The organism is Chryseosolibacter histidinae (assembly GCF_018598225.1).
GTDB lineage: Bacteria > Bacteroidota > Bacteroidia > Cytophagales > Cyclobacteriaceae > Chryseosolibacter > Chryseosolibacter histidini.
In genome coordinates, this window is record NZ_JAHESF010000005.1 from 68136 (window position 1) to 86007 (window position 17872).

Annotated in this window: 25 protein-coding genes; 16 read left to right on the forward strand and 9 right to left on the reverse strand. The window is 49.4% G+C overall.

Annotation, left to right across the window (positions count from 1 at the left end):
* Positions 1 to 8: 8 nt before the first annotated feature.
* On the reverse strand, positions 9 to 2168 hold the full coding sequence (locus tag KK083_RS06570; RefSeq protein ID WP_254161810.1) for a molybdopterin cofactor-binding domain-containing protein: 2160 nt from the start codon (positions 2166 to 2168) through the stop codon (positions 9 to 11).
* A gap of 106 nt (positions 2169 to 2274) precedes the next feature.
* The gene (locus tag KK083_RS06575) at positions 2275 to 2754 is read right to left on the reverse strand and encodes a (2Fe-2S)-binding protein (protein ID WP_254161811.1); all 480 of its coding nucleotides are present in this window, start codon (positions 2752 to 2754) and stop codon (positions 2275 to 2277) included.
* A gap of 259 nt (positions 2755 to 3013) precedes the next feature.
* Here KK083_RS06575 and KK083_RS06580 point away from each other — a divergent pair, with 259 nt between their 5' ends.
* Complete coding sequence (locus KK083_RS06580) at positions 3014 to 3439, forward strand: DUF2141 domain-containing protein (RefSeq protein ID WP_254161812.1); 426 nt, start codon at positions 3014 to 3016, stop codon at positions 3437 to 3439.
* Here the strand turns inward: KK083_RS06580 and KK083_RS06585 are convergent, their stop codons facing one another.
* From KK083_RS06585 to KK083_RS06615, 7 genes are all read right to left on the reverse strand, one after another.
* A complete protein-coding gene (locus KK083_RS06585; RefSeq protein ID WP_254161813.1) occupies positions 3440 to 4003 on the reverse strand; it encodes a c-type cytochrome in 564 nt (187 codons plus the stop codon). It abuts the gene before it with no gap.
* The gene (locus KK083_RS06590) at positions 3990 to 4655 is read right to left on the reverse strand and encodes an SCO family protein (protein ID WP_254161814.1); all 666 of its coding nucleotides are present in this window, start codon (positions 4653 to 4655) and stop codon (positions 3990 to 3992) included. Before KK083_RS06590 ends, KK083_RS06585 begins: the two co-directional genes overlap by 14 nt.
* The gene (locus tag KK083_RS06595) at positions 4652 to 5182 is read right to left on the reverse strand and encodes a CopD family protein (RefSeq protein ID WP_254161815.1); all 531 of its coding nucleotides are present in this window, start codon (positions 5180 to 5182) and stop codon (positions 4652 to 4654) included. Before KK083_RS06595 ends, KK083_RS06590 begins: the two co-directional genes overlap by 4 nt.
* Before the next feature lie 49 nt (positions 5183 to 5231).
* Positions 5232 to 6044: an MOSC domain-containing protein gene (locus KK083_RS06600; protein WP_254161816.1), complete on the reverse strand. Its 813-nt coding sequence runs from the start codon at positions 6042 to 6044 to the stop codon at positions 5232 to 5234.
* A 201-nt stretch (positions 6045 to 6245) separates the two neighbouring features.
* Positions 6246 to 7997: an alpha-glucan family phosphorylase gene (gene glgP / locus KK083_RS06605; protein ID WP_254161817.1), complete on the reverse strand. Its 1752-nt coding sequence runs from the start codon at positions 7995 to 7997 to the stop codon at positions 6246 to 6248.
* Between the two features lie 328 nt (positions 7998 to 8325).
* Positions 8326 to 9222 carry an ABC transporter ATP-binding protein gene (locus tag KK083_RS06610; RefSeq protein ID WP_254161818.1) on the reverse strand — a complete coding sequence of 299 codons (897 nt, stop codon included), beginning with the start codon at positions 9220 to 9222 and terminating at the stop codon, positions 8326 to 8328.
* 95 nt (positions 9223 to 9317) lie between these two features.
* Entirely contained in the window at positions 9318 to 10337 is a 1020-nt protein-coding gene (locus tag KK083_RS06615; protein ID WP_254161819.1) for a FecCD family ABC transporter permease, read from the reverse strand.
* Between the two features lie 302 nt (positions 10338 to 10639).
* On the opposite strand from KK083_RS06615, the gene rplC reads away from it, so the two are divergent.
* The 15 genes from rplC (at position 10640) to rpsH (ending at position 17870) form a co-directional block, all read left to right on the forward strand.
* Positions 10640 to 11272 carry a 50S ribosomal protein L3 gene (rplC, locus tag KK083_RS06620; protein WP_254161820.1) on the forward strand — a complete coding sequence of 211 codons (633 nt, stop codon included), beginning with the start codon at positions 10640 to 10642 and terminating at the stop codon, positions 11270 to 11272.
* The gene (rplD, locus tag KK083_RS06625) at positions 11272 to 11904 is read left to right on the forward strand and encodes a 50S ribosomal protein L4 (protein WP_254161821.1); all 633 of its coding nucleotides are present in this window, start codon (positions 11272 to 11274) and stop codon (positions 11902 to 11904) included. The genes rplC and rplD overlap by 1 nt, the downstream gene beginning before the upstream one ends.
* A complete protein-coding gene (rplW, locus tag KK083_RS06630; RefSeq protein WP_254161822.1) occupies positions 11904 to 12191 on the forward strand; it encodes a 50S ribosomal protein L23 in 288 nt (95 codons plus the stop codon). The genes rplD and rplW overlap by 1 nt, the downstream gene beginning before the upstream one ends.
* A 10-nt stretch (positions 12192 to 12201) precedes the next feature.
* Positions 12202 to 13026, forward strand: coding sequence for a 50S ribosomal protein L2 (rplB, locus tag KK083_RS06635; RefSeq protein WP_254161823.1), 825 nt, complete (start codon positions 12202 to 12204; stop codon positions 13024 to 13026).
* A 2-nt stretch (positions 13027 to 13028) separates the two neighbouring features.
* On the forward strand, positions 13029 to 13304 hold the full coding sequence (gene rpsS, locus KK083_RS06640) for a 30S ribosomal protein S19 (protein WP_254161824.1): 276 nt from the start codon (positions 13029 to 13031) through the stop codon (positions 13302 to 13304).
* A 5-nt stretch (positions 13305 to 13309) separates the two neighbouring features.
* Positions 13310 to 13783, forward strand: coding sequence for a 50S ribosomal protein L22 (gene rplV / locus KK083_RS06645; protein ID WP_262899463.1), 474 nt, complete (start codon positions 13310 to 13312; stop codon positions 13781 to 13783).
* A gap of 4 nt (positions 13784 to 13787) precedes the next feature.
* On the forward strand, positions 13788 to 14624 hold the full coding sequence (gene rpsC, locus KK083_RS06650; RefSeq protein WP_254161825.1) for a 30S ribosomal protein S3: 837 nt from the start codon (positions 13788 to 13790) through the stop codon (positions 14622 to 14624).
* A 33-nt stretch (positions 14625 to 14657) separates the two neighbouring features.
* Positions 14658 to 15080, forward strand: coding sequence for a 50S ribosomal protein L16 (gene rplP, locus KK083_RS06655; protein ID WP_254161826.1), 423 nt, complete (start codon positions 14658 to 14660; stop codon positions 15078 to 15080).
* 6 nt (positions 15081 to 15086) lie between these two features.
* Positions 15087 to 15281, forward strand: a complete 195-nt coding sequence (rpmC, locus tag KK083_RS06660) for a 50S ribosomal protein L29 (protein ID WP_254161827.1) — start codon at positions 15087 to 15089, stop codon at positions 15279 to 15281.
* A 5-nt stretch (positions 15282 to 15286) separates the two neighbouring features.
* Entirely contained in the window at positions 15287 to 15541 is a 255-nt protein-coding gene (gene rpsQ, locus KK083_RS06665; RefSeq protein WP_254161828.1) for a 30S ribosomal protein S17, read from the forward strand.
* Positions 15542 to 15604: 63 nt separating this feature from the next.
* Positions 15605 to 15973: a 50S ribosomal protein L14 gene (rplN, locus tag KK083_RS06670; RefSeq protein WP_254161829.1), complete on the forward strand. Its 369-nt coding sequence runs from the start codon at positions 15605 to 15607 to the stop codon at positions 15971 to 15973.
* Between the two features lie 3 nt (positions 15974 to 15976).
* A complete protein-coding gene (gene rplX, locus KK083_RS06675) occupies positions 15977 to 16333 on the forward strand; it encodes a 50S ribosomal protein L24 (protein WP_254161830.1) in 357 nt (118 codons plus the stop codon).
* The gene (gene rplE / locus KK083_RS06680; RefSeq protein ID WP_254161831.1) at positions 16333 to 16890 is read left to right on the forward strand and encodes a 50S ribosomal protein L5; all 558 of its coding nucleotides are present in this window, start codon (positions 16333 to 16335) and stop codon (positions 16888 to 16890) included. Before rplX ends, rplE begins: the two co-directional genes overlap by 1 nt.
* A 2-nt stretch (positions 16891 to 16892) precedes the next feature.
* On the forward strand, positions 16893 to 17162 hold the full coding sequence (rpsN, locus tag KK083_RS06685; RefSeq protein WP_254161832.1) for a 30S ribosomal protein S14: 270 nt from the start codon (positions 16893 to 16895) through the stop codon (positions 17160 to 17162).
* A gap of 309 nt (positions 17163 to 17471) precedes the next feature.
* Complete coding sequence (gene rpsH, locus KK083_RS06690) at positions 17472 to 17870, forward strand: 30S ribosomal protein S8 (RefSeq protein ID WP_254161833.1); 399 nt, start codon at positions 17472 to 17474, stop codon at positions 17868 to 17870.
* Positions 17871 to 17872 lie beyond the last annotated feature (2 nt).

Here is a 17872-nt window from a genome sequence, read left to right on the forward strand (position 1 = left end):
CGTGTTCTTTATACTTCATCAAGATTGAAGGGCAGTTTCCGGATGCGCTTGCCGGTGAGATCGAAGATGGCATTGGTCAACGCCGGTGTAAAAGGAGGTAATCCCGGTTCACCTACGCCGCCGGCCTTTTCTTCATTGTCCATGATATGAACTTCGATGTCGCCGATGTCTGTGATGCGTGGCATTTTGTACGTATCGAAGTTTTTCTCCACGGCTTTTCCATCTTTGAAGTTGGTGGCATGTTTCGTTGCTGCACCCAATGCCATGATGATGCTTCCTTCCACCTGCGCGCGAATGATGTCGGGGTTCACATACCAGCCGCAATCCATCACGGCCCACACCTTATCGATCTTGAGCTTGCCATCAGGCTTTTTGGAAACCTTCACCACTTCACCAACAATGCTGGAGAAACACTCTGTGATGGCTACACCATAACCTGAATTTTTACCGCGGCTCTTCCATCCGCTCACTTCTTCGAGCTTGGTTACAAGCGCGTGATAGCGGTCGTCCCACAAATGTTCCTTGCGGAATTCCAGCGGATCTTTTTCACCCAGCACGGCGAGCTCATCGATGAAGCTTTCGAAAGCAAAAGCATTGGTAGAAGAGTAAACCGAACGCCACCACATCACGGGTATCGGTGAGTCGAGCGGATAATCTCCGAAGCTGTAATTGGGAATACTTTCCAGGTATGTTTCGAGGAAGCCTTCCGTAACGCTGTCGTTGTAGCTGGTCTTGTCAGAACCTGGCCATTGATGGTTCATGTTCTGGCCGGCCATTTTGGTTTCATAGCCGCGGATGCGTTTTTGATCGTTGAGCGCACCTTTGCACTGGTACACCATACCGGGCCTGAACGGTCCTTGTGTGGTATCGTCTTCGCGTGTCCATACCACCTGCACCGGCGCTTTGATCTCTTTCGAGATCACGGCAGCTTCGTGCGGATAATCGGTAAATGCTTTGCGACCGAATCCTCCGCCAAGGAAGGTCATGTTCACCGTTACATTTTCTTTAGGGATGTTCAGTTGTTTGCTCAGGTCATCCTGGATCCAGTCAGGTCCTTGTATCGGCCCCCAGATCTCGCATTTGTTTTCTGTTACATGGGCGATGCAGTTCACAGGTTCCATACAGCTGTGCGACTCGTAGGGTGTCTCATAAACAGCTTCCAGTTTCTTGGTGGCTTTTTCGTACACCGCGTCGAAGCTACCCTTGGTCTTGAATGAGATCGGCTCTCCTTTGAGAAGCTCGTTCATTTTAGTGTACAGTTGATCGGTGCTGTGGTGTTCAAAGCCAGAATCATCCCACTCAACCTTCAGCACTTTTCTGCCCTGCATGGCGGCCCAGAGGTTGTCAGCAACTACCGCAACGCCTTCACGCTTGGTTGTAAATACATTCATCTGCACTTTGATCACGTGCTTCACGCCAGGTACCGTCTTCGTGGCTGAGTCGTCGAAGCTTTTTACTTTGCCGAGGAACCGCGGATTGCGTTCAACCACAGCATAGAGCATGCCCGGCAGTTTTTTATCGAGGCCAAAGACCGCTTTGCCATTCACCTTCAGGGGGGTATCCTGGCGTGGCAGCGGCTTGCGAAGAATCTTGTAATCTTTCGGGTCTTTCAGCTCCACTTCTTTCGGAGGCTCGAGCTTCGATGCTTCTGCTACAAGGTCGCCATAACCGAGCTTTTTGCCTGTGGGCCTGTGGATCACCTGCCCGTTCTCGGCGTAACAATCTGAAAGCGCAGCACCCCATCGCTTCGCAGCCGCCTGCTTCAGCATTTCACGCGCAGAGGCACTCAGCTTGAGAAGCTTTTTGTAGGTTCCCCGCACAGTGGAGCTTCCGCCGGTTATCTGGCTTCCATATTTTGCGCTGTTGCCAACACCGAAAATGATATTCACATTGTCGAGGTTTACTTCAAGCTCTTCGGCAATGATCTGCGGAACAGCCTGGAATGAGCCCTGGCCCATTTCAGAACGGTGGTTGACAATGGTAACTTTTCCGGAAGAGTCGATGGTGATCCATGCATTCAGCTCGATGCCCAGGTCGCCGGCGGCTTCGGTTTTTAAGATCTCGGCTTCTTTACCTTTCGCAGGGAAATAAAAACCCAGTGACAAAGCCGCGCCAGTCATACCGGAGAGCCTGATGAAATTTCTCCTGCTTATATTGTTAGCGATCATAAAATTAGATTTGAGATGTGAGACATGAGATATGAGACCCGGGACTGGAGATTTGAGAAAGACGTTGTCTCAAATCTCACATCTCCTATCCCATATCTATTTTTATCTATTTAACACTTGCTTTCTGAGCCATTAGCTGTGCTGCGGATTTGATGGCCTTTCTGATGCGCGGATAAGTTCCGCACCGGCAGATGTGGCCCTGCATGGCACTGTCGATATCTTTGTCAGTAGGGTTGGGGTTGCGTTTCAGCAGCGCCGTGGCAGCCATGATCTGTCCTGACTGACAATAGCCGCACTGCGGAACCTGCTCGGCGATCCACGCCTGTTGAACGGGATGTGAATTGTCGTCCGACAACCCTTCTATGGTAACAATGTTCTTGTTGGCCGCTACCGAAACGGGAACGGAGCATGAGCGAACCGGATTGCCCTCCAGGTGTACCGTACATGCGCCGCATTGCGCAATGCCGCAGCCATATTTGGTGCCGGTGAGTCCAACTATATCGCGAATAGCCCAAAGCAGTGGCATCTTCGGATCCGCGTCTACAGTATAACTTTTACTGTTGATTTTAAGCGTTATAGAAGCCATGAGATAATGAATTTGTAACTATGAAAGTTACTAAATACTTCCGATTCAGCTTGGCGTTCGGACGTTATAGCGGGTGTGAAATTGCTGAAATGCGGCGATTCTTTCACCAATGGCATCACGCAGGGTATAAAAAGCCGTTTTATCCCCACAAAAATTGTCCGGTCTGGTTTTCTAACAGCTGATCGTTGAAATTATACGGTTGAGAAAGATGTAATTTCGGCCCTGCTTCGATCGTTCGATCTTTGATTCAAAAAAAGAAATGAAAACAAAGTACGTGTTTTTTGGGATCGTTTGCCTGCTGGCTGCTTCCAGGGCTATAGCCCAGTCGACACTTGAAGTTACAGTCAAAAATATCAGGGAAGCGAAAGGTTCTGTCCGCATAGCCCTGTTTACAAATGAGCAGGATTTTTTAAAAAAGGCTGCCCATGCGAAAGTGGTGGACGCAACAGGGAAGGAGATCAAGGTTGTATTCGAAGGTCTCACGCCCGGTGTATATGGCGTGAGCGTTTTTCATGATGCGAACGGCAACGGGACGCTTGACAAGAACCTGATGGGAATGCCAACAGAGGGTTTTGCTTTCGGTAACAATGCTATGGGGATGTTCGGGCCGCCGTCTTTTGAAAAAGCCCAGGTAACGGTCGGGCCTGGCGCGAGCAGCCATGTTATCGATCTCAAGTATATGTGATCATTCAGAAGGCGGGCATGCATTCAGGATCATGCTCGCCTCTTTTACTTCAACAATGCCGCGCTGATGCGACCAGGTGTTATAAATGTATGTGGCAATTTCGGCGATCTCCAGGTCGGTAAGCGCAGGGATGCCGGGCATGGGCTGGTGAAAGTTCACATTGTTCACGGTGAGCTCGCCCTTCTTACCATTTCGCATCAGGCAGATCACATCGTTAAAATGATTGTCCATGTAATCTGAAACATTCAATGGCGGGTAGACACGTCCCAGTCCCGCGCCATCTTTCTGATGACAGTTGCTGCAATACTTCTGATACAGCTGCTCCCCCTGATTATAGTACTGCGTGAACTTCGGAGACGAATCCACCGGCTTATTATTCTCCGCCCTTCCCCCGCATGCAAATGCCATCAAACAGAAAACTATTACTAGACTCGATAACGCAACCCCTCCTGACTCCTGACTTCTGACTTCCTTGCCCGCCGTAGCCTTGGCAAAGGTGGGTGGCTCCTTCTCCTTCTCCTTACTCCTTACTCCTTGCTCCTTACTCCCTTTATTTCCCTGCATACTCATCCTTGAGTTTTGCAATATCTCCCAGCAACCGGTTCACATCTTCCTCCTTCGTTCCATCATACTTTCCCCTGATCCGTTGTTCCTTGTCGATCAGTAAAAAAGCACCGCTGTGAATGAAGCCATCGGGCTCTGCCTTGTCTTCCATCGCTGTGGCGAAGTAGCTTCGCTGGGCGATGTTGTAGATGGAGTCTTTTTCACCAGTTACAAAGTGCCACTTGTTACTTTTTACGCCCAGGCGGTCTGCAAAGTCGTGAAGTAGCCCAACGGTGTCGTATTCCGGATCTATGGTATGCGAGAGGATGAGCACATCGGGATCATTTTCCGTGGCCTCGTAAACACGGAGCATCTGCGTTTTCATGATGGGGCAGATGGTGCGGCAGGAGGTGAAGAAAAAGTCGGCAACGTAGATCTTGTTCCTGAAGGTTTCGTTCGTCACCTCCGCGCTATCCTGATCTACGAACCGGAAGTTTGCAATTTTGTGATACACCGTATCAGTACCTACCACTTCGCGCTCTCCGAAGATGGGAAGCCGTGCTTCTTTTTTTTCGGTGCAGGAAGAGATCAGCAGGCACAACGTGAGTGCCGCCAGGATCTGAGCCTTATAGCTATTGGAGCCTGAATATGAGATCTGAAATCTATTTGTCATTTTCTGTATCGCTTGTAAAGTTTGATGCCTGCGAGAATTGAAAAAGTTACAGCGAGCAGGCCGGCCAGTCCCCATACCATGCTCAGTGCATTTTTCAGTACAATGATAAAAACAATGCTGATGAGAAATAAGGTCGCTACCTCGTTCCACATCCTTAATTTTTGTGACGAGTACCTGACCATGTCTTTTTTCAGGAGGTTGAAGATGTGCTGCAGCGAGAAGTGGTAAAGATAAAGCAGGAACACCAGGGTAAGTTTGATGTGCATGAACCCCTGCTGCAGAAAACCCGGCTGACTGACGATGAGGCTTGTGCCCATGGCCAGGGTAATAATGGCAGACGGCCATGTGATACCAAACCAGAGGCGAGAGGCCATCATTTTGAACTGCTTCAGCAGGATCGATCTTTCAGGCTCCGGTTTTTCATGGGCTTCGGTCATATAGATGAGGAGCCGGGGCATATAGAACAATCCTGCAAACCATGTCACAATGAAAATGATATGGACAGCCTTGAGGTAAAGAAAAGTCATGGCGCAAAAATCAGCACTGGGTGTTCAACGGCCAACAGTTTGGGCAGGTTTAATTCAGCGTGATCTTGTCGCCAACGGAGATCTCGGTATGGTCAAGCGCCACAACGTTCTGCCCGAAATAGATCTTGTTATCCCTTTTCCGGTATTTAGACAGGGTGAGGAGAGGTTCAACGCCCTTTTCTGCGGTATCCTGATTTACGGTGGTGAGCACACACCGGTCGCAGGGTTTTACACCGGCAAACCTGTTTCCTCCGATGGTGAATTTTTTCCAGGTATCTTCCTCGAACGGCGCTCCGCCGGTGAATACGAGGTTGGGCCGGAAACGGTTCATCGGCAGCGGTTCATTCAGCCTGGCGTTGAGGTCATCGAGCGAGCTCTGTCCGATGATGAGAAAAGGATAGGCATCGGCAAGGCCTACGTGTTCATTGTTGATGCTATACTTTGGATTTACCGGCCTGGGATTTTTTTCGGGGAAGCTTACCAGCCTGCAGCGCATGCCGAGCTGCGTTGTGAACCAGTCGCTGACCTTGTCAGAAACTTCTGTTACGGTCACTTCATCGTCCCACACTTTGGATCGGAACTGTTCTCCCAATGGAGGTGTGCTCAGGCTGAGACTGACGGAGGCATGATCATTAACAGGATTGAGCTTGGTGATCGTAAGGGTATCGCCGTTGATGGCAGGTCTGAAAAGTGCCATTTTCGGATAGACGCGCTGGGTCATAAAAGCGCCGTGCTCATCCGTTAACATCCAGCGGCGGTCGTGCAGTAATCCCTTTTCCATTACCCTGGCCGAGGTAACAGATATTCCGCCCAATGACTTAACAGGATAGATCCAGATCTCGCTTAAGCGCAGTTCGCTCATGAAAAGGTGCTTTTGAAGCGTGAAGATAAGAAAAAAGTCCACAGACCACGGTCGACAGACCACGGCTGAACGGTGTGAAGTCACCTGATCGCACTTCGTATCCCGATGCTATCGCAAGCAATGTGCAAGGGCTGTGATACGCCGATCCGAAACTGCACGGCTGTGGACTGTCGACTGTGGACCGTGGACTCTTCTATCCACTTAAGCCTGTACGCCGGCCAGCGCGGCCTGCTTGCTGTTCACGGTCTCCTCAAAAGGGAAATGATAAAGTTTCTGGTAGTATTCGTCTGCCATACGTCCGGCGTCGAAGAAGGGGAGTACATCCCTCATGCTGGACTTGACGATCTCGAGCCATTGATCCGGTTTTTCGTAATAAGCCGGAATGATCTCGTTCTCCAGCAGATTCAGAAGATTCTGTGCTTCGATCTTGTCTTTTTCTTCGTTCGGAAGCGCGTCATTCGCTGTTTCGATCAGGAAGCTGTTCTTGCCGTGTTTGGCGAATTCCGGAACCCATCCGTCGGGGATCGATAAATTGATGGAGCCGTTCATCGCCGCGGTCATGCCAGAGGTGCCTGAAGCTTCATGGTAAAGTTTCGGGTTGTTCAGCCACAGGTCTGAGCCTTTTTTCAGGTGGCCCGAGAGCCACAGCTCGTAACCCGTTACAACCGTACAGTTGCGCAGGTCTTTGGTTTTCCAGTAGATCTCGTTGAAGATGTTGATAGCACCGAAATCTTCCGGGTATGGTTTGCCCGCCCAGATCATCTGAACAGGATATTTTTTGTTATTGGCGATCTTGAGGAACCTGTTGAAATCCGACATGATCAGGTTAGCGCGTTTGTAGCCGGCAAACCTCCTGGCCCATACTATGGTGAGCACGTTCTCATCGAAGAGTTTTCCGGTCTGGTTCGCCACCACCCTGAACAGTTTATGTTTCAGTTCTTTTTTGCGTTTTACCAGCGCCTTGTTATCATCTTTTTCGAGCGCAGCATCCAGCTCTTCATCGCGCCAGTAGGTTCTGTTCTGGGCGTTGGTGATGGCCGTGATCTCGCAGATGCCTTTGTAACCATTCCACATCTTTCTCGATACCTCGCCATGAAGCTGAGATACGCCATTGGCACGTTTGGCCATGCGCAACGCCGTCAGCGTATAGTTCAGCACACCGTTCTCGGGTGCAACATATTCCTGCACCTGTTGTGTGGTAAGGCCATTGAAGAAGCTCATGTTGTTGAGCAGGGGTACGCTGTGCTCTTCATTGCCCGCCTTTTCAGGGGTATGGGTGGTAAACACCACGCGTTTCTTCACTTCGTTGATATCCCTGTATTTGTCGAGCAGGTAGAAGCAAAGTGGAAGGGCATGGCCTTCGTTCATGTGGTAGATCTCTGTTTCCCTTTCCAGGATGTCGAGCAGTTTGGCTCCGCCTGCGCCCAGCAAGATGGATTGGGCAACACGTGTGGTTTCGTTGGGATCGTATAAGCGGTGACTGATCGTCTGCGCCAGGTAATCGTTTTCCGGTATATCAGTGGTGAGCAGGAACAACGGAACCGTGTTGAATACCTCAGGTCTCAATAAATAGGCTTTCACATATACCCGTGCCCCGTGTATCGTGATAGGGAAAAGGATCTTTGTGTCTGTAAGAAAGTGATAGTCCTTATCGCGGAAGCTAACCCTTAAGGTTTGGTCCTGGTTTCTCTCCTGGTCGTAATACCCCTTCTTCCAGAGGATACCGATGCCGATAAGATTTTGCTTCAATTCGTAAGCACCGCGCAAGTGCGAGCCTGCAAGGAAACCGAGGCCTCCGCTGTATATCTTGAGGGGCTGGTCTACAGCGAACTCCATGGAGAAGTACGCAACAGGTTTGGAGTACCTGTTGTCGAATTTATAGGGGAAAAGATCTGATACATTGAACATGGCCGGTAAATACTTTGGGTTAAGGCTGCAAACTAACAAATGCATGCCAAACGATTTTATGAAAAACCCTCAAAACTTACCCGGGTAGATACGCAAACGATTGATTGACAGTGAACGCAGCCTAGGGATATCGGCAGGCTGCGCAGATCACTCACCATATACTGTTCCAATACCGGAAGAAAGGCACGATGCAGGCCTGGAGAATATAGAAAAATATAAGAGCGTTTCTATAAAGTCTGTGTAAGGTATCTGTAAGGACTGGGTAGACTGAGTAAAGTCATGCATAAGATCTCACACAAAATGAAGAAGTGATCTATGTGTTAGTAGCGGTTGACATGGATAACACAAAAAATACATCGCTGTGGCTGATGTTTTAAATAGAGATCCCGTGGATCAGCTCAGCCAGTGAGCGGACGTTATGCAATGTGCCATCCTGCTTAACCTGCCATTGAACTGTACCTCCTTCGAAGGTTATCGATATTGAAATGGAAGCATTTTCATCGGTCACCAAAAAACCATTGCGTTCCAGCGCGTTTTTGGTCCACAGGTGTTCGGGGCCTTCGCCTTGTAACTGAACGTTGATTCCCTTATGGGCTTGATGCTGAACTTTGCCCGTCTTCAGGTCAAATCCCTTGAATTGAAAAATAGCATCGAAGGCGCCATTGAGAACAAGGTCTTCGGGCATGCCGGTGAGCATATTTTTATCGCGGCCTGTAAGCCAGATCCAGTCCGCCATTTGAAGCGCGAGGTCGAGCTCATGCGTAGCCACAAGAATTGCTTTGTTCGTAGTTTGCGCCAGCTGCTTCAGCAGTCTCATGATCTCCACGCGGTTGTTAAGATCGAGGTGCGCGGTGGGTTCATCCAGAAGAATAATAGGAGTGTCCTGCGCCAGCGCCCGGGCTATCATCACCATCTGCAGCTGGCCGTCGCTCAGCTGGTTTAATTTATGGCTGGTAAGGTGACGGATATGTACCTGTGCGATCGCCCGGTCGATAATGTCAAGGTCCGATTGGCTTAAGCGGATGTTCCAGTCGAGGTAGGGATAACGGCCGAATGCCACTACTTCTTCTACGGTCATATTCACTGCTGTTATCCGGTCCGTTAGCACAACGGAGATCTGGCGGGAGGTGTCTATGGTTCCGGCTTTGATGATGATGTTTCCCGATAAGGGTTTCTGCAGTCCGGCCAGTGTTCGGATCAGTGATGATTTGCCCGCACCGTTAGGTCCCATGAAGCAGACAAGCTGACCGGGAAATAATTCGAGACTCAAGTTATCAAACAACCGGTTTTCCTTTTGATTACTCCGGTATCCTATACAGAGTCCTGAAGTTGATAAGTGTGATGTTTTACCGCTTTGCATATTCATCAGGATCGAACCACCTTATTTCTCAAAATCACCCAGATCACCACCGGCGCACCGATCAGCGCGGTGATCGCATTGATGGGCAACACATTGATGCTTCCGGGAAGTTGCGCCAGAATATCGCAGCCCAGCAGCAACGCCGCTCCTCCGATCAGTACAGCCGGTATCAGCACCTTGTGGTTATGACTTTGGATCAGCAGCTTCACCAGGTGTGGAACCGCAAGGCCCACAAAAGCTATCGGCCCGCAAAACGCTGTAACACCCCCCGTTAATATCGATGCGGAGAGAATGGCATAAAACCTTGACCGCTGCAGATCAACACCCAGGCTTTGTGCATAGTTGTTTCCCAGCAGCCATGCATTCAACGATTTGATATTAAAGAACGAGATCGCGGCGCCGGCGATTAGAATGACACTCAGTACCCGGATCTCATTCCAGTCCAGTCCGCCAAGGCTTCCGAAGGTCCATAAAACATAGACCTGCAGCTCTTCAGCCTTGCTCAGGTATTGCAGTACGCTGACGATGGACGCGGTGCCGGCGCCGACCATCAGTCCTACGATCAGTAGCGACACATTATCCTGTAAACGTTGGGATATGGCGAGCATAATAATGAATACCAGGGAACAGCCGATGCTGGCCGCGATCGCCACCGTCCAGGGGCTTTGGATCACGAACAACGTTACCCCGGCGGCATTGCTCATAAATACAAGCGATACCATCAGGCTCGCCCCGGAGCTTAGGCCCAGCACATCAGGCCCTGCCAGGGGATTGCGGAAAAGTGTCTGCATTTGCAACCCCCCGAGGGCCAGGGCGCTGCCACCTAAGATACAGGTGATGGCCTTGGTCATCCTGAAATCCCAGATAATCTCCGCCCAAACGGGGTCGCTGGCGGGTTTGCCAGTCAGGATCTTAAATATTTCTCCTACGGGGATCTGAACGCTCCCCAACGAAAGATTTAATAAAAAAAGCACCACCAGCAGCATCAGCAGCACAGCCCACCGGATCGACGTTTTTGAATGCATTTAGTTGATTTTCAGGCCGCAATGATACACATTTTAGGCATTAGGCATGGGGCGTACGCCATTAGTTTCTGCATTCCCAATGCCCAATTTCTGAATACCCGAAGCTCATTGGGCGGGATCTGAGCGTAAGAATGTGGTGGAAATGTGGAAAATTTTGAAACCCACATTTGTTAAGTAACCTTCGTTTCCTATCTTTGCAGTCCTTTTTGCGCAGAAGGCCAAAATTCTCTACATACAATGTGTTTAGAACAGCAGCTAGAAAGCGCAAAATCCTGAAAAACAAGCATTAATAGGTTTCAACCATGCCTGGCATTATAGGAAGAAAAATCGGAATGACTAGCGTATTCGGCCCAGATGGCCAGAATATCGCATGCACAGTGATCGAGGCAGGTCCCTGCGTAGTCACTCAAGTGAAAAACGAGCAAACTGACGGTTATCGTGCAGTGCAGCTTGCATTTGGTGAGAAGAAAGAGAAAAATACCTCCAAAGCTGCCTTGGGTCACTTCAAAAAAGCAAGCACCACTCCCAAAAGAAATATTGTTGAGTTCCGCGACTTCAGCACTGAGTTTGAAGCCATCGCCGAGCTGGGCAAAGAAGTTCGTGTGGAGAGCATCTTCGTTGAAGGTGACTTCATCGACGCCATTGGCACCTCCAAAGGTCGCGGCTTCCAGGGTGTTGTAAAACGCCACGGCTTCAGCGGTGTTGGCGGCCAAACCCACGGTCAGCACAACAGGCTGCGTGCACCCGGTTCTATGGGTAACGCATCATTCGCTTCACGTGTAATCAAAGGCAAACGCCTTGCCGGTCGTATGGGTAATGACCGTGTGAAGCTCACCAACCTTCAGGTGGTGAAGATCCTTCCTGAGCAGAACCTGATCGTCATCAGCGGCTCAGTTCCCGGAGCAAAGAATTCAACTGTAATCCTTCAGAAGTAATGGAAGTAGCAGTCATAAAATATAGCGGTGAGAAAACCAGCAAGAAAGTAAACCTTTCTGATGAAGTGTTTGGCATCGAGCCAAACGACCACGCCATCTACCTCGACGTGAAGAGCTTTTTAGCCAACCAACGCCAGGGTACGCACAAGTCAAAGCAGCGTAACGAGATCGCGGGTTCTTCTAAAAAGATCAAGAAGCAAAAAGGAACAGGTGGTGCCCGTGCGGGTAACATCAAGAATCCCCAGTTCAAAGGTGGTGGACGGATCTTCGGTCCCACACCCCGTGACTACTCCTTCAAGCTGAACAAGAAAGTAAAAGATCTGGCACGCAAGTCTGCCTTATCATACAAAGCAAAAGACAACTCGATCTCGGTTCTCGAAGATTTCAACTTCGAATCAGCCAAGACCAAGCAGTACGCAAGCCTGTTAACAGCCCTCAAGCTGGACGACAAGAAGACACTCCTCATTCTGCCTGAAAAGAACAAGAACATCGTTCTCTCCGGAAGGAACATCCAGAACACAAAAATTACTACAGCCGATCAGATCAATACCTACGACCTGATGCACGCTGACAATGTGATCTTTGTTGAGAGCTCTATTAGCAAGGTTGAAAACTTATTAAATAAAGAATAATGAGTATCCTGAAGAAGCCATTGGTTACGGAGAAGGTCTCTTCCCTGAATGAGAAAGGCAAATACGGTTTTATCGTTGATGCCGCAGCCAACAAGGTTGAGATCAAGAAGGCCGTTGAGAAACAATACGGTGTTAACGTGGAGAAAGTGAACACGATGAATGTGATGGGCAAACTGAAAACCCGTTACACGAAAGCCGGTGTACTGGCAGGCCGTAAACCTAACTATAAGAAAGCCATCGTAACGCTGGCTGAAGGCGAAGTAATTGATTTTTATAGCAACGTATAATTATTGAACAATGGCGTTGAAGAAATTAAAACCGGTAACCGCAGGAACCAGACATAGAATGGCTCCTTCATTCGATGACATTACGGCAAGCAAGCCTGAAAAGTCATTGGTGACAACGGTGAAGAAAACCGGAGGAAGAAACAGCAAAGGAAGGATGACCATGCGCTACATCGGTGGTGGTCACAAGCAAAAGCTGAGAGAGATCGATTTTAAACGTAACAAGTTCGGCGTTCCCGCTACGGTGAAGTCGATCGAGTACGATCCCACCCGCTCAGCCCGCATCGCCCTTCTTTACTACGCTGACGGTTCCAAGACCTATATCATTGCGCCCCAGGGCCTCCAGGTAGGACAGCAGGTTGTTTCCGGTGCTGACGTAGCACCTGAAGTAGGCAACGCGCTTCCCCTGGCGAAGATCCCGTTGGGTACAATTGTTCATAACGTTGAAATGAAACCTGGCAAAGGTGGCGCCATCGCCCGCTCTGCCGGAGCGTTTGTTCAGCTGCTGGCGCGCGAAGGCGGCTTCGCAACCTTGAAGATGCCTTCAGGCGAAATGCGCAACGTGCTGGACGTATGCATCGCAACCATCGGTGCTGCATCGAACCCCGACCACATGAACGAAAGTGTGGGTAAGGCAGGACGCAGCCGTTGGAGAGGTATCCGCCCCCGCACACGTGCTGTTGCCATGAACCCTGTTGATCACCCGATGGGTGGTGGTGAAGGTCGTGCATCAGGTGGTCACCCGAGATCACGCAAAGGCCTGTACGCTAAAGGCAAGAAGACCCGTCACCCGAAGAAGTATTCAGATAACTTAATCATATCTAGGAGGAAAAAATAACAATGGGACGTTCAGTTAAGAAAGGACCGTATGCTGACTTCCGCCTCTTGAAGAAAGTAGAGACTGCGGAAAAGTCTGGTAAAAAATCTGTGATCAAAACGTGGTCCAGGAGATCAACAGTTACACCTGAGATGATCAGCCACACGTTCGCAGTTCACAATGGAAATAAATTCATCCCTGTTTACGTAACGGAAAACATGGTTGGCCACAAGCTCGGAGAGTTTGCCCCCACCAGAACATTCCGCGGTCACTCAGGTAACAAGAAAGAAAACGCTTAGTAATCATGGCAGAAGCTACAGCGAAAAAGACCAAAAGGTCTGTCGTTAAAAGAGAAAAACGCGATGCACGCAAAGAGGCCGCAAAAACTGGCCCCGTTGTCGCAAAACTGGTTAATGTACCTACATCACCTCGCAAAATGAGGCTGGTGGCTGATCTGATCAGAGGCGAGCGTGTTAACAAGGCGCTGAATATTTTAAAGTATGAGCCCAAGGTTGGTTCGCCGAAGCTTGAGAAGCTCCTGCTGTCAGCCATTGCAAACTGGGGAAACAAGAACCAGGATGCCAAGCTCGAAGAAGCTGATCTTTATGTAAAAGAGATCTTCGTTGACGGTGGCCGTCAGCTGAAAAGGCTCAGACCCGCTCCGCAAGGAAGGGCGCACCGCATCAGGAAACGTTCTAACCACGTAACACTGATCATCGACAGCCTGAAGAAAATAGGCGCAGAAGTAGTAACAGAAGAAAAAGAAACTAAGGAATAATATAATGGGACAAAAGATTAATCCTGTAGGATTCAGATTAGGCGTTGTGCGTGGTTGGGATTCCAACTGGTACGGTGGAAAAACCTTCTCTGATAAACTTGTAGAAGATCAGAAGATCAGAGAGTACGTTCAGGCCCGTATCCCGAAAGGTGGTATCGCAAAAGTGGTCATCGAAAGAACACTCAAGCGTATCACGCTCACCATTCACACAGCACGTCCCGGAGTTGTGATTGGTAAAGGCGGAAACGAAGTCGACAAGATCAAGGAAGAGCTGAAGAAGATCACCGGTAAAGATGTTCAGATCAACATCTTTGAAATTAAACGTCCGGAGCTGGATGCGAAGCTGGTGGGTGAATCCATTGCCCAGCAGATCGAAGCCAGGATCTCGTACAAGCGCGCCATGAAGCAGGCGATTGCCTCTGCCATGCGTGTTGGTGCGGAAGGTATCAAAGTGAAAACATCAGGCCGTCTGGCAGGTGCCGATATGGCCAGAACAGAACAATATAAAGAAGGCCGGATCCCGTTGCATACCCTGCGTGCTGATATCGATTATGCGATCTCAGAAGCGCAGACCGTATACGGAAAGATCGGTATCAAAGTGTGGATCTTCAAAGGTGAGATCTACGGCAAGCGTGACCTTTCTCCTAACGTTGGCCTCGTGAGCAATGCTCCCCAGGGTCAGGGTGGCCAGGGTGGCGGTGGTCCTCGTGGCGGTGGCGACAGAGGTGACCGCAGAAGAGGCGGCGGCGGTGGTGGAAGAGGCCGTGGTGAAGGTGGCGGCGGAAGGCGCGATGGCGGAAGAGGCCGTGGTGATAACCGTGGCGGTCAAAGAAACGGATAATTAGTTAGAGCGAACGAATAAAGTCAGGTAACAATGTTACAGCCGAAACGAACCAAATTTAGAAAAATGCAAAAAGGCCGTGTGAAAGGCATGGCTACCCGCGGACATTCCATTGCTTTCGGATCTTTTGGATTGAAAGCCCTGGAAGGTGGCTGGATCACGGCACGTCAGCTTGAAGCTGCCCGTATCGCTGTGACCCGCGCCATGAAACGCGAAGGTCAAGTGTGGATCCGCATTTTCCCTGATAAACCGATTACCAGAAAACCTGCCGAAGTAAGGATGGGTAAAGGTAAAGGAGCTCCCGAATACTGGGTGGCCGTGATCAAGCCCGGCACCATCCTGTTCGAGGCCGGTGGTGTGAACCTGGCGATGGCGAAAGAAGCGCTGATGCTGGCAGAAGGTAAACTGCCGATCAAAACGAAATTCACAGTTAGAAGAGACTACGTAGAATCATAAAAAGTCATGAAGAATTCTGAAATCAAGGCGCTGAGCGTAGCCGAACTGAAAGAAAAGATCTCCAGCGAAAGAGAAGCGCTGCGCAAGATCCAGTTTGCACACAAGATCTCTTCGATCGAGAATCCGATGAGGATCAATCAGACCCGCAAGCTGATCGCTAAACTCAATACTGAACTCAGGGCTAAAGAACTTCAAAAATAATTCCTATGGAAAGGAACGAACGCAAAGAAAGAATCGGGAAAGTTGTCAGCAACAAAATGCAGAAGACCATCACGGTTGCTGTTGACCGGAAGGTAAAACACCCGATCTACGGAAAATTCGTGAACAGAACCACTAAGTTCAAAGCTCACGATGAACAGAACACTGCTGGCATCGGCGATACCGTGCGCATCATGGAAACCCGCCCGCTGAGCAAAGACAAGCGCTGGAGACTAGTAGAGATCGTAGAGAAAGCGAAGTAATACCGGCGCAGCCTGAGTGAACGCAGAATTTGAGAAGTTAAAAGATATTAAGTTAAACGCGATATGATACGTACTGAAACCAGACTTACCGTAGCCGACAACAGTGGTGCAAAGGAAGTGCTTTGTATGCACGTGCTCGGCGGCACCCGCAGGGGTTCTGCTTCTGTTGGTGACAAGATCGTTGTAACCGTGAAGTCTGCTTTGCCTTCAAGCCAGGTGAAGAAAGGAACCGTTTCCAAGGCTGTAGTGGTAAGAACCACCAAAGAAGTAAGAAGAAAAGACGGATCATACATCCGTTTCGAAGATAATGCTGCCGTTCTGCTGAACGCTCAGGATGAACCCCGCGGAACCCGTATTTTCGGCCCCGTGGCACGTGAGCTCAGGGAAAAGCAGTTCATGAAAATTGTTTCACTGGCACCCGAAGTCATTTAAGCCATGGAGAGAAAACATAACAAGCAACCCAAGTTGCACATCAAAAAGGGTGACACCGTGAAGGTGATCGCCGGAGATGATAAGAGCACGGCTCAGCGCGAAAGAACAGGAAAGGTCCTCGAGGTCTTCCCTGAGAAGAACCGCGCTATTGTTGAAGGTATCAACATGGTTACAAAACATGAGAAACCTTCGGCCGGAAAACCTGAAGGTGGCATCAAGAAGGTAGAAGCTCCTGTGCATATCAGCAACCTGATGCTGATCGACCCCGCAAGTGGTAAACCTACACGTGTCGGAAGGAAACTCGACGACAAAGGAAAGCTTCAGCGTTATTCAAAGAAAACCGGAGAATTTATTAAGTAATGGCAACTCCAAGATTAAAGGACAAGTACACGAAAGACATTGTCCCTGCTTTAAAGCAGAAATTTGGTTATAAATCCGTGATGCAGGTTCCCAAGATCGAAAAGATCTGCATCAACAAGGGTATGGGTGTGGCTGTAACAGACAAAAAGCTGATCGATGTAGCGATCGAAGAGATCACCAACATCACGGGTCAGAAAGCTGTTTCAACAAAATCCAAAAAAGCGATCTCTAACTTCAAGTTAAGGGAGAATATGCCCATCGGTGTTCGTGTCACCCTTCGCGGCAACAAGATGTACGAGTTCCTTGACAGGCTCATGAACATCGCTCTTCCCCGTGTACGTGACTTCCGTGGCGTAAGTGCCAAAGGATTTGACGGCCGTGGCAACTACACCCTGGGTGTAAAAGAGCAGATCATCTTCCCTGAGATCTCGATTGAAAAAGTAAACAAGATCAGCGGTATGGACATCACGTTTGTTACCACTGCTCAAACTGACGAAGAAAGCTATGAGCTCCTGAAGGAATTCGGGATGCCATTCGCGAATAAAAATCAAAACTAAGCATGGCTAAATTATCTGTAATCGCTAGGCAGGCAAAAAGGGAAAAGCTGGTAGCTGCCAAGGCGGCTAAAAGAAAAGCATTGAAAGCAGCCGGAGACTATCTGGCGCTGGACAAGCTTCCGCGCAACGCTTCTCCGGTTCGTCTGAAGAACAGGTGCAAGCTCACCGGCCGTCCGAGAGGGTATCTGAGGAAGTTCGGCGTTTGCCGTAACGTATTCCGCCAGATGGCTTCTGATGGCAAGATCCCTGGCTTGACGAAAGCCAGCTGGTAAAACAAGCTGCAAGTGGTTAGCCACGAGCTGCAAGCCTTTGAAGATCAACAGGCTGTAGCCGAAGCGAAAGCCTGCAGTTACACTGGACAAGTAGGAATAAGCCGGAGCCAGGCAGTGGATCCCGCCCGAAAGTCAAGCCTAAAACGGCAAATCTTATTGGTTGCTGAGTATCAAGGTCGGAAAATGTGCCAAAACGCATTAAAAAACGCCGAAACCAGATAACAGTTTGAATAATTGAAATTGTTCGATATCTTTGCAGCCCGGTTTTAAAAAAACACGGGCTTGCTTTTTAATAAAAGGAAAGAGAAAATGACAGATCCTATAGCAGACTACTTAACCCGGTTACGGAATGCCATCAAGGCCAACCACCGCGTGGTGGAGATCCCTGCTTCCAACCTCAAAAAAGAGATAACCAAAGTGTTATTCGATAAAGGTTATATCCTCAATTACAAGTTCGAGGATACGCAGAACCACCAGGGCAATATCAAAATTGCTTTGAAGTACAATCCTGAAACAAGAGAATCAGCCATCACCAAACTGGAGCGTATCAGCACACCGGGTTTGAGGCAGTATGTTAACGCTGCCGCCATGCCCCGCGTAATGAACGGTCTTGGTGTAGCGATCCTGTCAACTTCCAAAGGTGTGATCACCGACAAGGAAGCCCGCAACATGAATGTTGGCGGAGAAGTTTTGTGTTACGTCTATTAATC

Excerpts from the sequence above, each read along its gene's own strand:
- rplB (WP_254161823.1), top strand. The coding sequence starts at position 12,202 with ATGGCGTTGAAGAAATTAAAACCGGTAACCGCAGGAACCAGACATAGA.
- KK083_RS06580 (WP_254161812.1), top strand. The coding sequence starts at position 3,014 with ATGAAAACAAAGTACGTGTTTTTTGGGATCGTTTGCCTGCTGGCTGCT.
- KK083_RS06575 (WP_254161811.1), bottom strand. The coding sequence starts at position 2,754 with ATGGCTTCTATAACGCTTAAAATCAACAGTAAAAGTTATACTGTAGAC.
- KK083_RS06595 (WP_254161815.1), bottom strand. The coding sequence starts at position 5,182 with ATGACTTTTCTTTACCTCAAGGCTGTCCATATCATTTTCATTGTGACA.
- rpsC (WP_254161825.1), top strand. The coding sequence starts at position 13,788 with ATGGGACAAAAGATTAATCCTGTAGGATTCAGATTAGGCGTTGTGCGT.
- rpsS (WP_254161824.1), top strand. The coding sequence starts at position 13,029 with ATGGGACGTTCAGTTAAGAAAGGACCGTATGCTGACTTCCGCCTCTTG.
- rplD (WP_254161821.1), top strand. The coding sequence starts at position 11,272 with ATGGAAGTAGCAGTCATAAAATATAGCGGTGAGAAAACCAGCAAGAAA.
- KK083_RS06590 (WP_254161814.1), bottom strand. The coding sequence starts at position 4,655 with ATGACAAATAGATTTCAGATCTCATATTCAGGCTCCAATAGCTATAAG.
- glgP (WP_254161817.1), bottom strand. The coding sequence starts at position 7,997 with ATGCATTTGTTAGTTTGCAGCCTTAACCCAAAGTATTTACCGGCCATG.
- rpsQ (WP_254161828.1), top strand. The coding sequence starts at position 15,287 with ATGGAAAGGAACGAACGCAAAGAAAGAATCGGGAAAGTTGTCAGCAAC.
- KK083_RS06600 (WP_254161816.1), bottom strand. The coding sequence starts at position 6,044 with ATGAGCGAACTGCGCTTAAGCGAGATCTGGATCTATCCTGTTAAGTCA.
- rplP (WP_254161826.1), top strand. The coding sequence starts at position 14,658 with ATGTTACAGCCGAAACGAACCAAATTTAGAAAAATGCAAAAAGGCCGT.
- rplN (WP_254161829.1), top strand. The coding sequence starts at position 15,605 with ATGATACGTACTGAAACCAGACTTACCGTAGCCGACAACAGTGGTGCA.
- rpmC (WP_254161827.1), top strand. The coding sequence starts at position 15,087 with ATGAAGAATTCTGAAATCAAGGCGCTGAGCGTAGCCGAACTGAAAGAA.
- KK083_RS06570 (WP_254161810.1), bottom strand. The coding sequence starts at position 2,168 with ATGATCGCTAACAATATAAGCAGGAGAAATTTCATCAGGCTCTCCGGT.
- rplX (WP_254161830.1), top strand. The coding sequence starts at position 15,977 with ATGGAGAGAAAACATAACAAGCAACCCAAGTTGCACATCAAAAAGGGT.
- rplV (WP_262899463.1), top strand. The coding sequence starts at position 13,310 with ATGGCAGAAGCTACAGCGAAAAAGACCAAAAGGTCTGTCGTTAAAAGA.
- rpsN (WP_254161832.1), top strand. The coding sequence starts at position 16,893 with ATGGCTAAATTATCTGTAATCGCTAGGCAGGCAAAAAGGGAAAAGCTG.
- rplE (WP_254161831.1), top strand. The coding sequence starts at position 16,333 with ATGGCAACTCCAAGATTAAAGGACAAGTACACGAAAGACATTGTCCCT.
- rpsH (WP_254161833.1), top strand. The coding sequence starts at position 17,472 with ATGACAGATCCTATAGCAGACTACTTAACCCGGTTACGGAATGCCATC.
- KK083_RS06585 (WP_254161813.1), bottom strand. The coding sequence starts at position 4,003 with ATGCAGGGAAATAAAGGGAGTAAGGAGCAAGGAGTAAGGAGTAAGGAG.
- rplW (WP_254161822.1), top strand. The coding sequence starts at position 11,904 with ATGAGTATCCTGAAGAAGCCATTGGTTACGGAGAAGGTCTCTTCCCTG.
- rplC (WP_254161820.1), top strand. The coding sequence starts at position 10,640 with ATGCCTGGCATTATAGGAAGAAAAATCGGAATGACTAGCGTATTCGGC.
- KK083_RS06615 (WP_254161819.1), bottom strand. The coding sequence starts at position 10,337 with ATGCATTCAAAAACGTCGATCCGGTGGGCTGTGCTGCTGATGCTGCTG.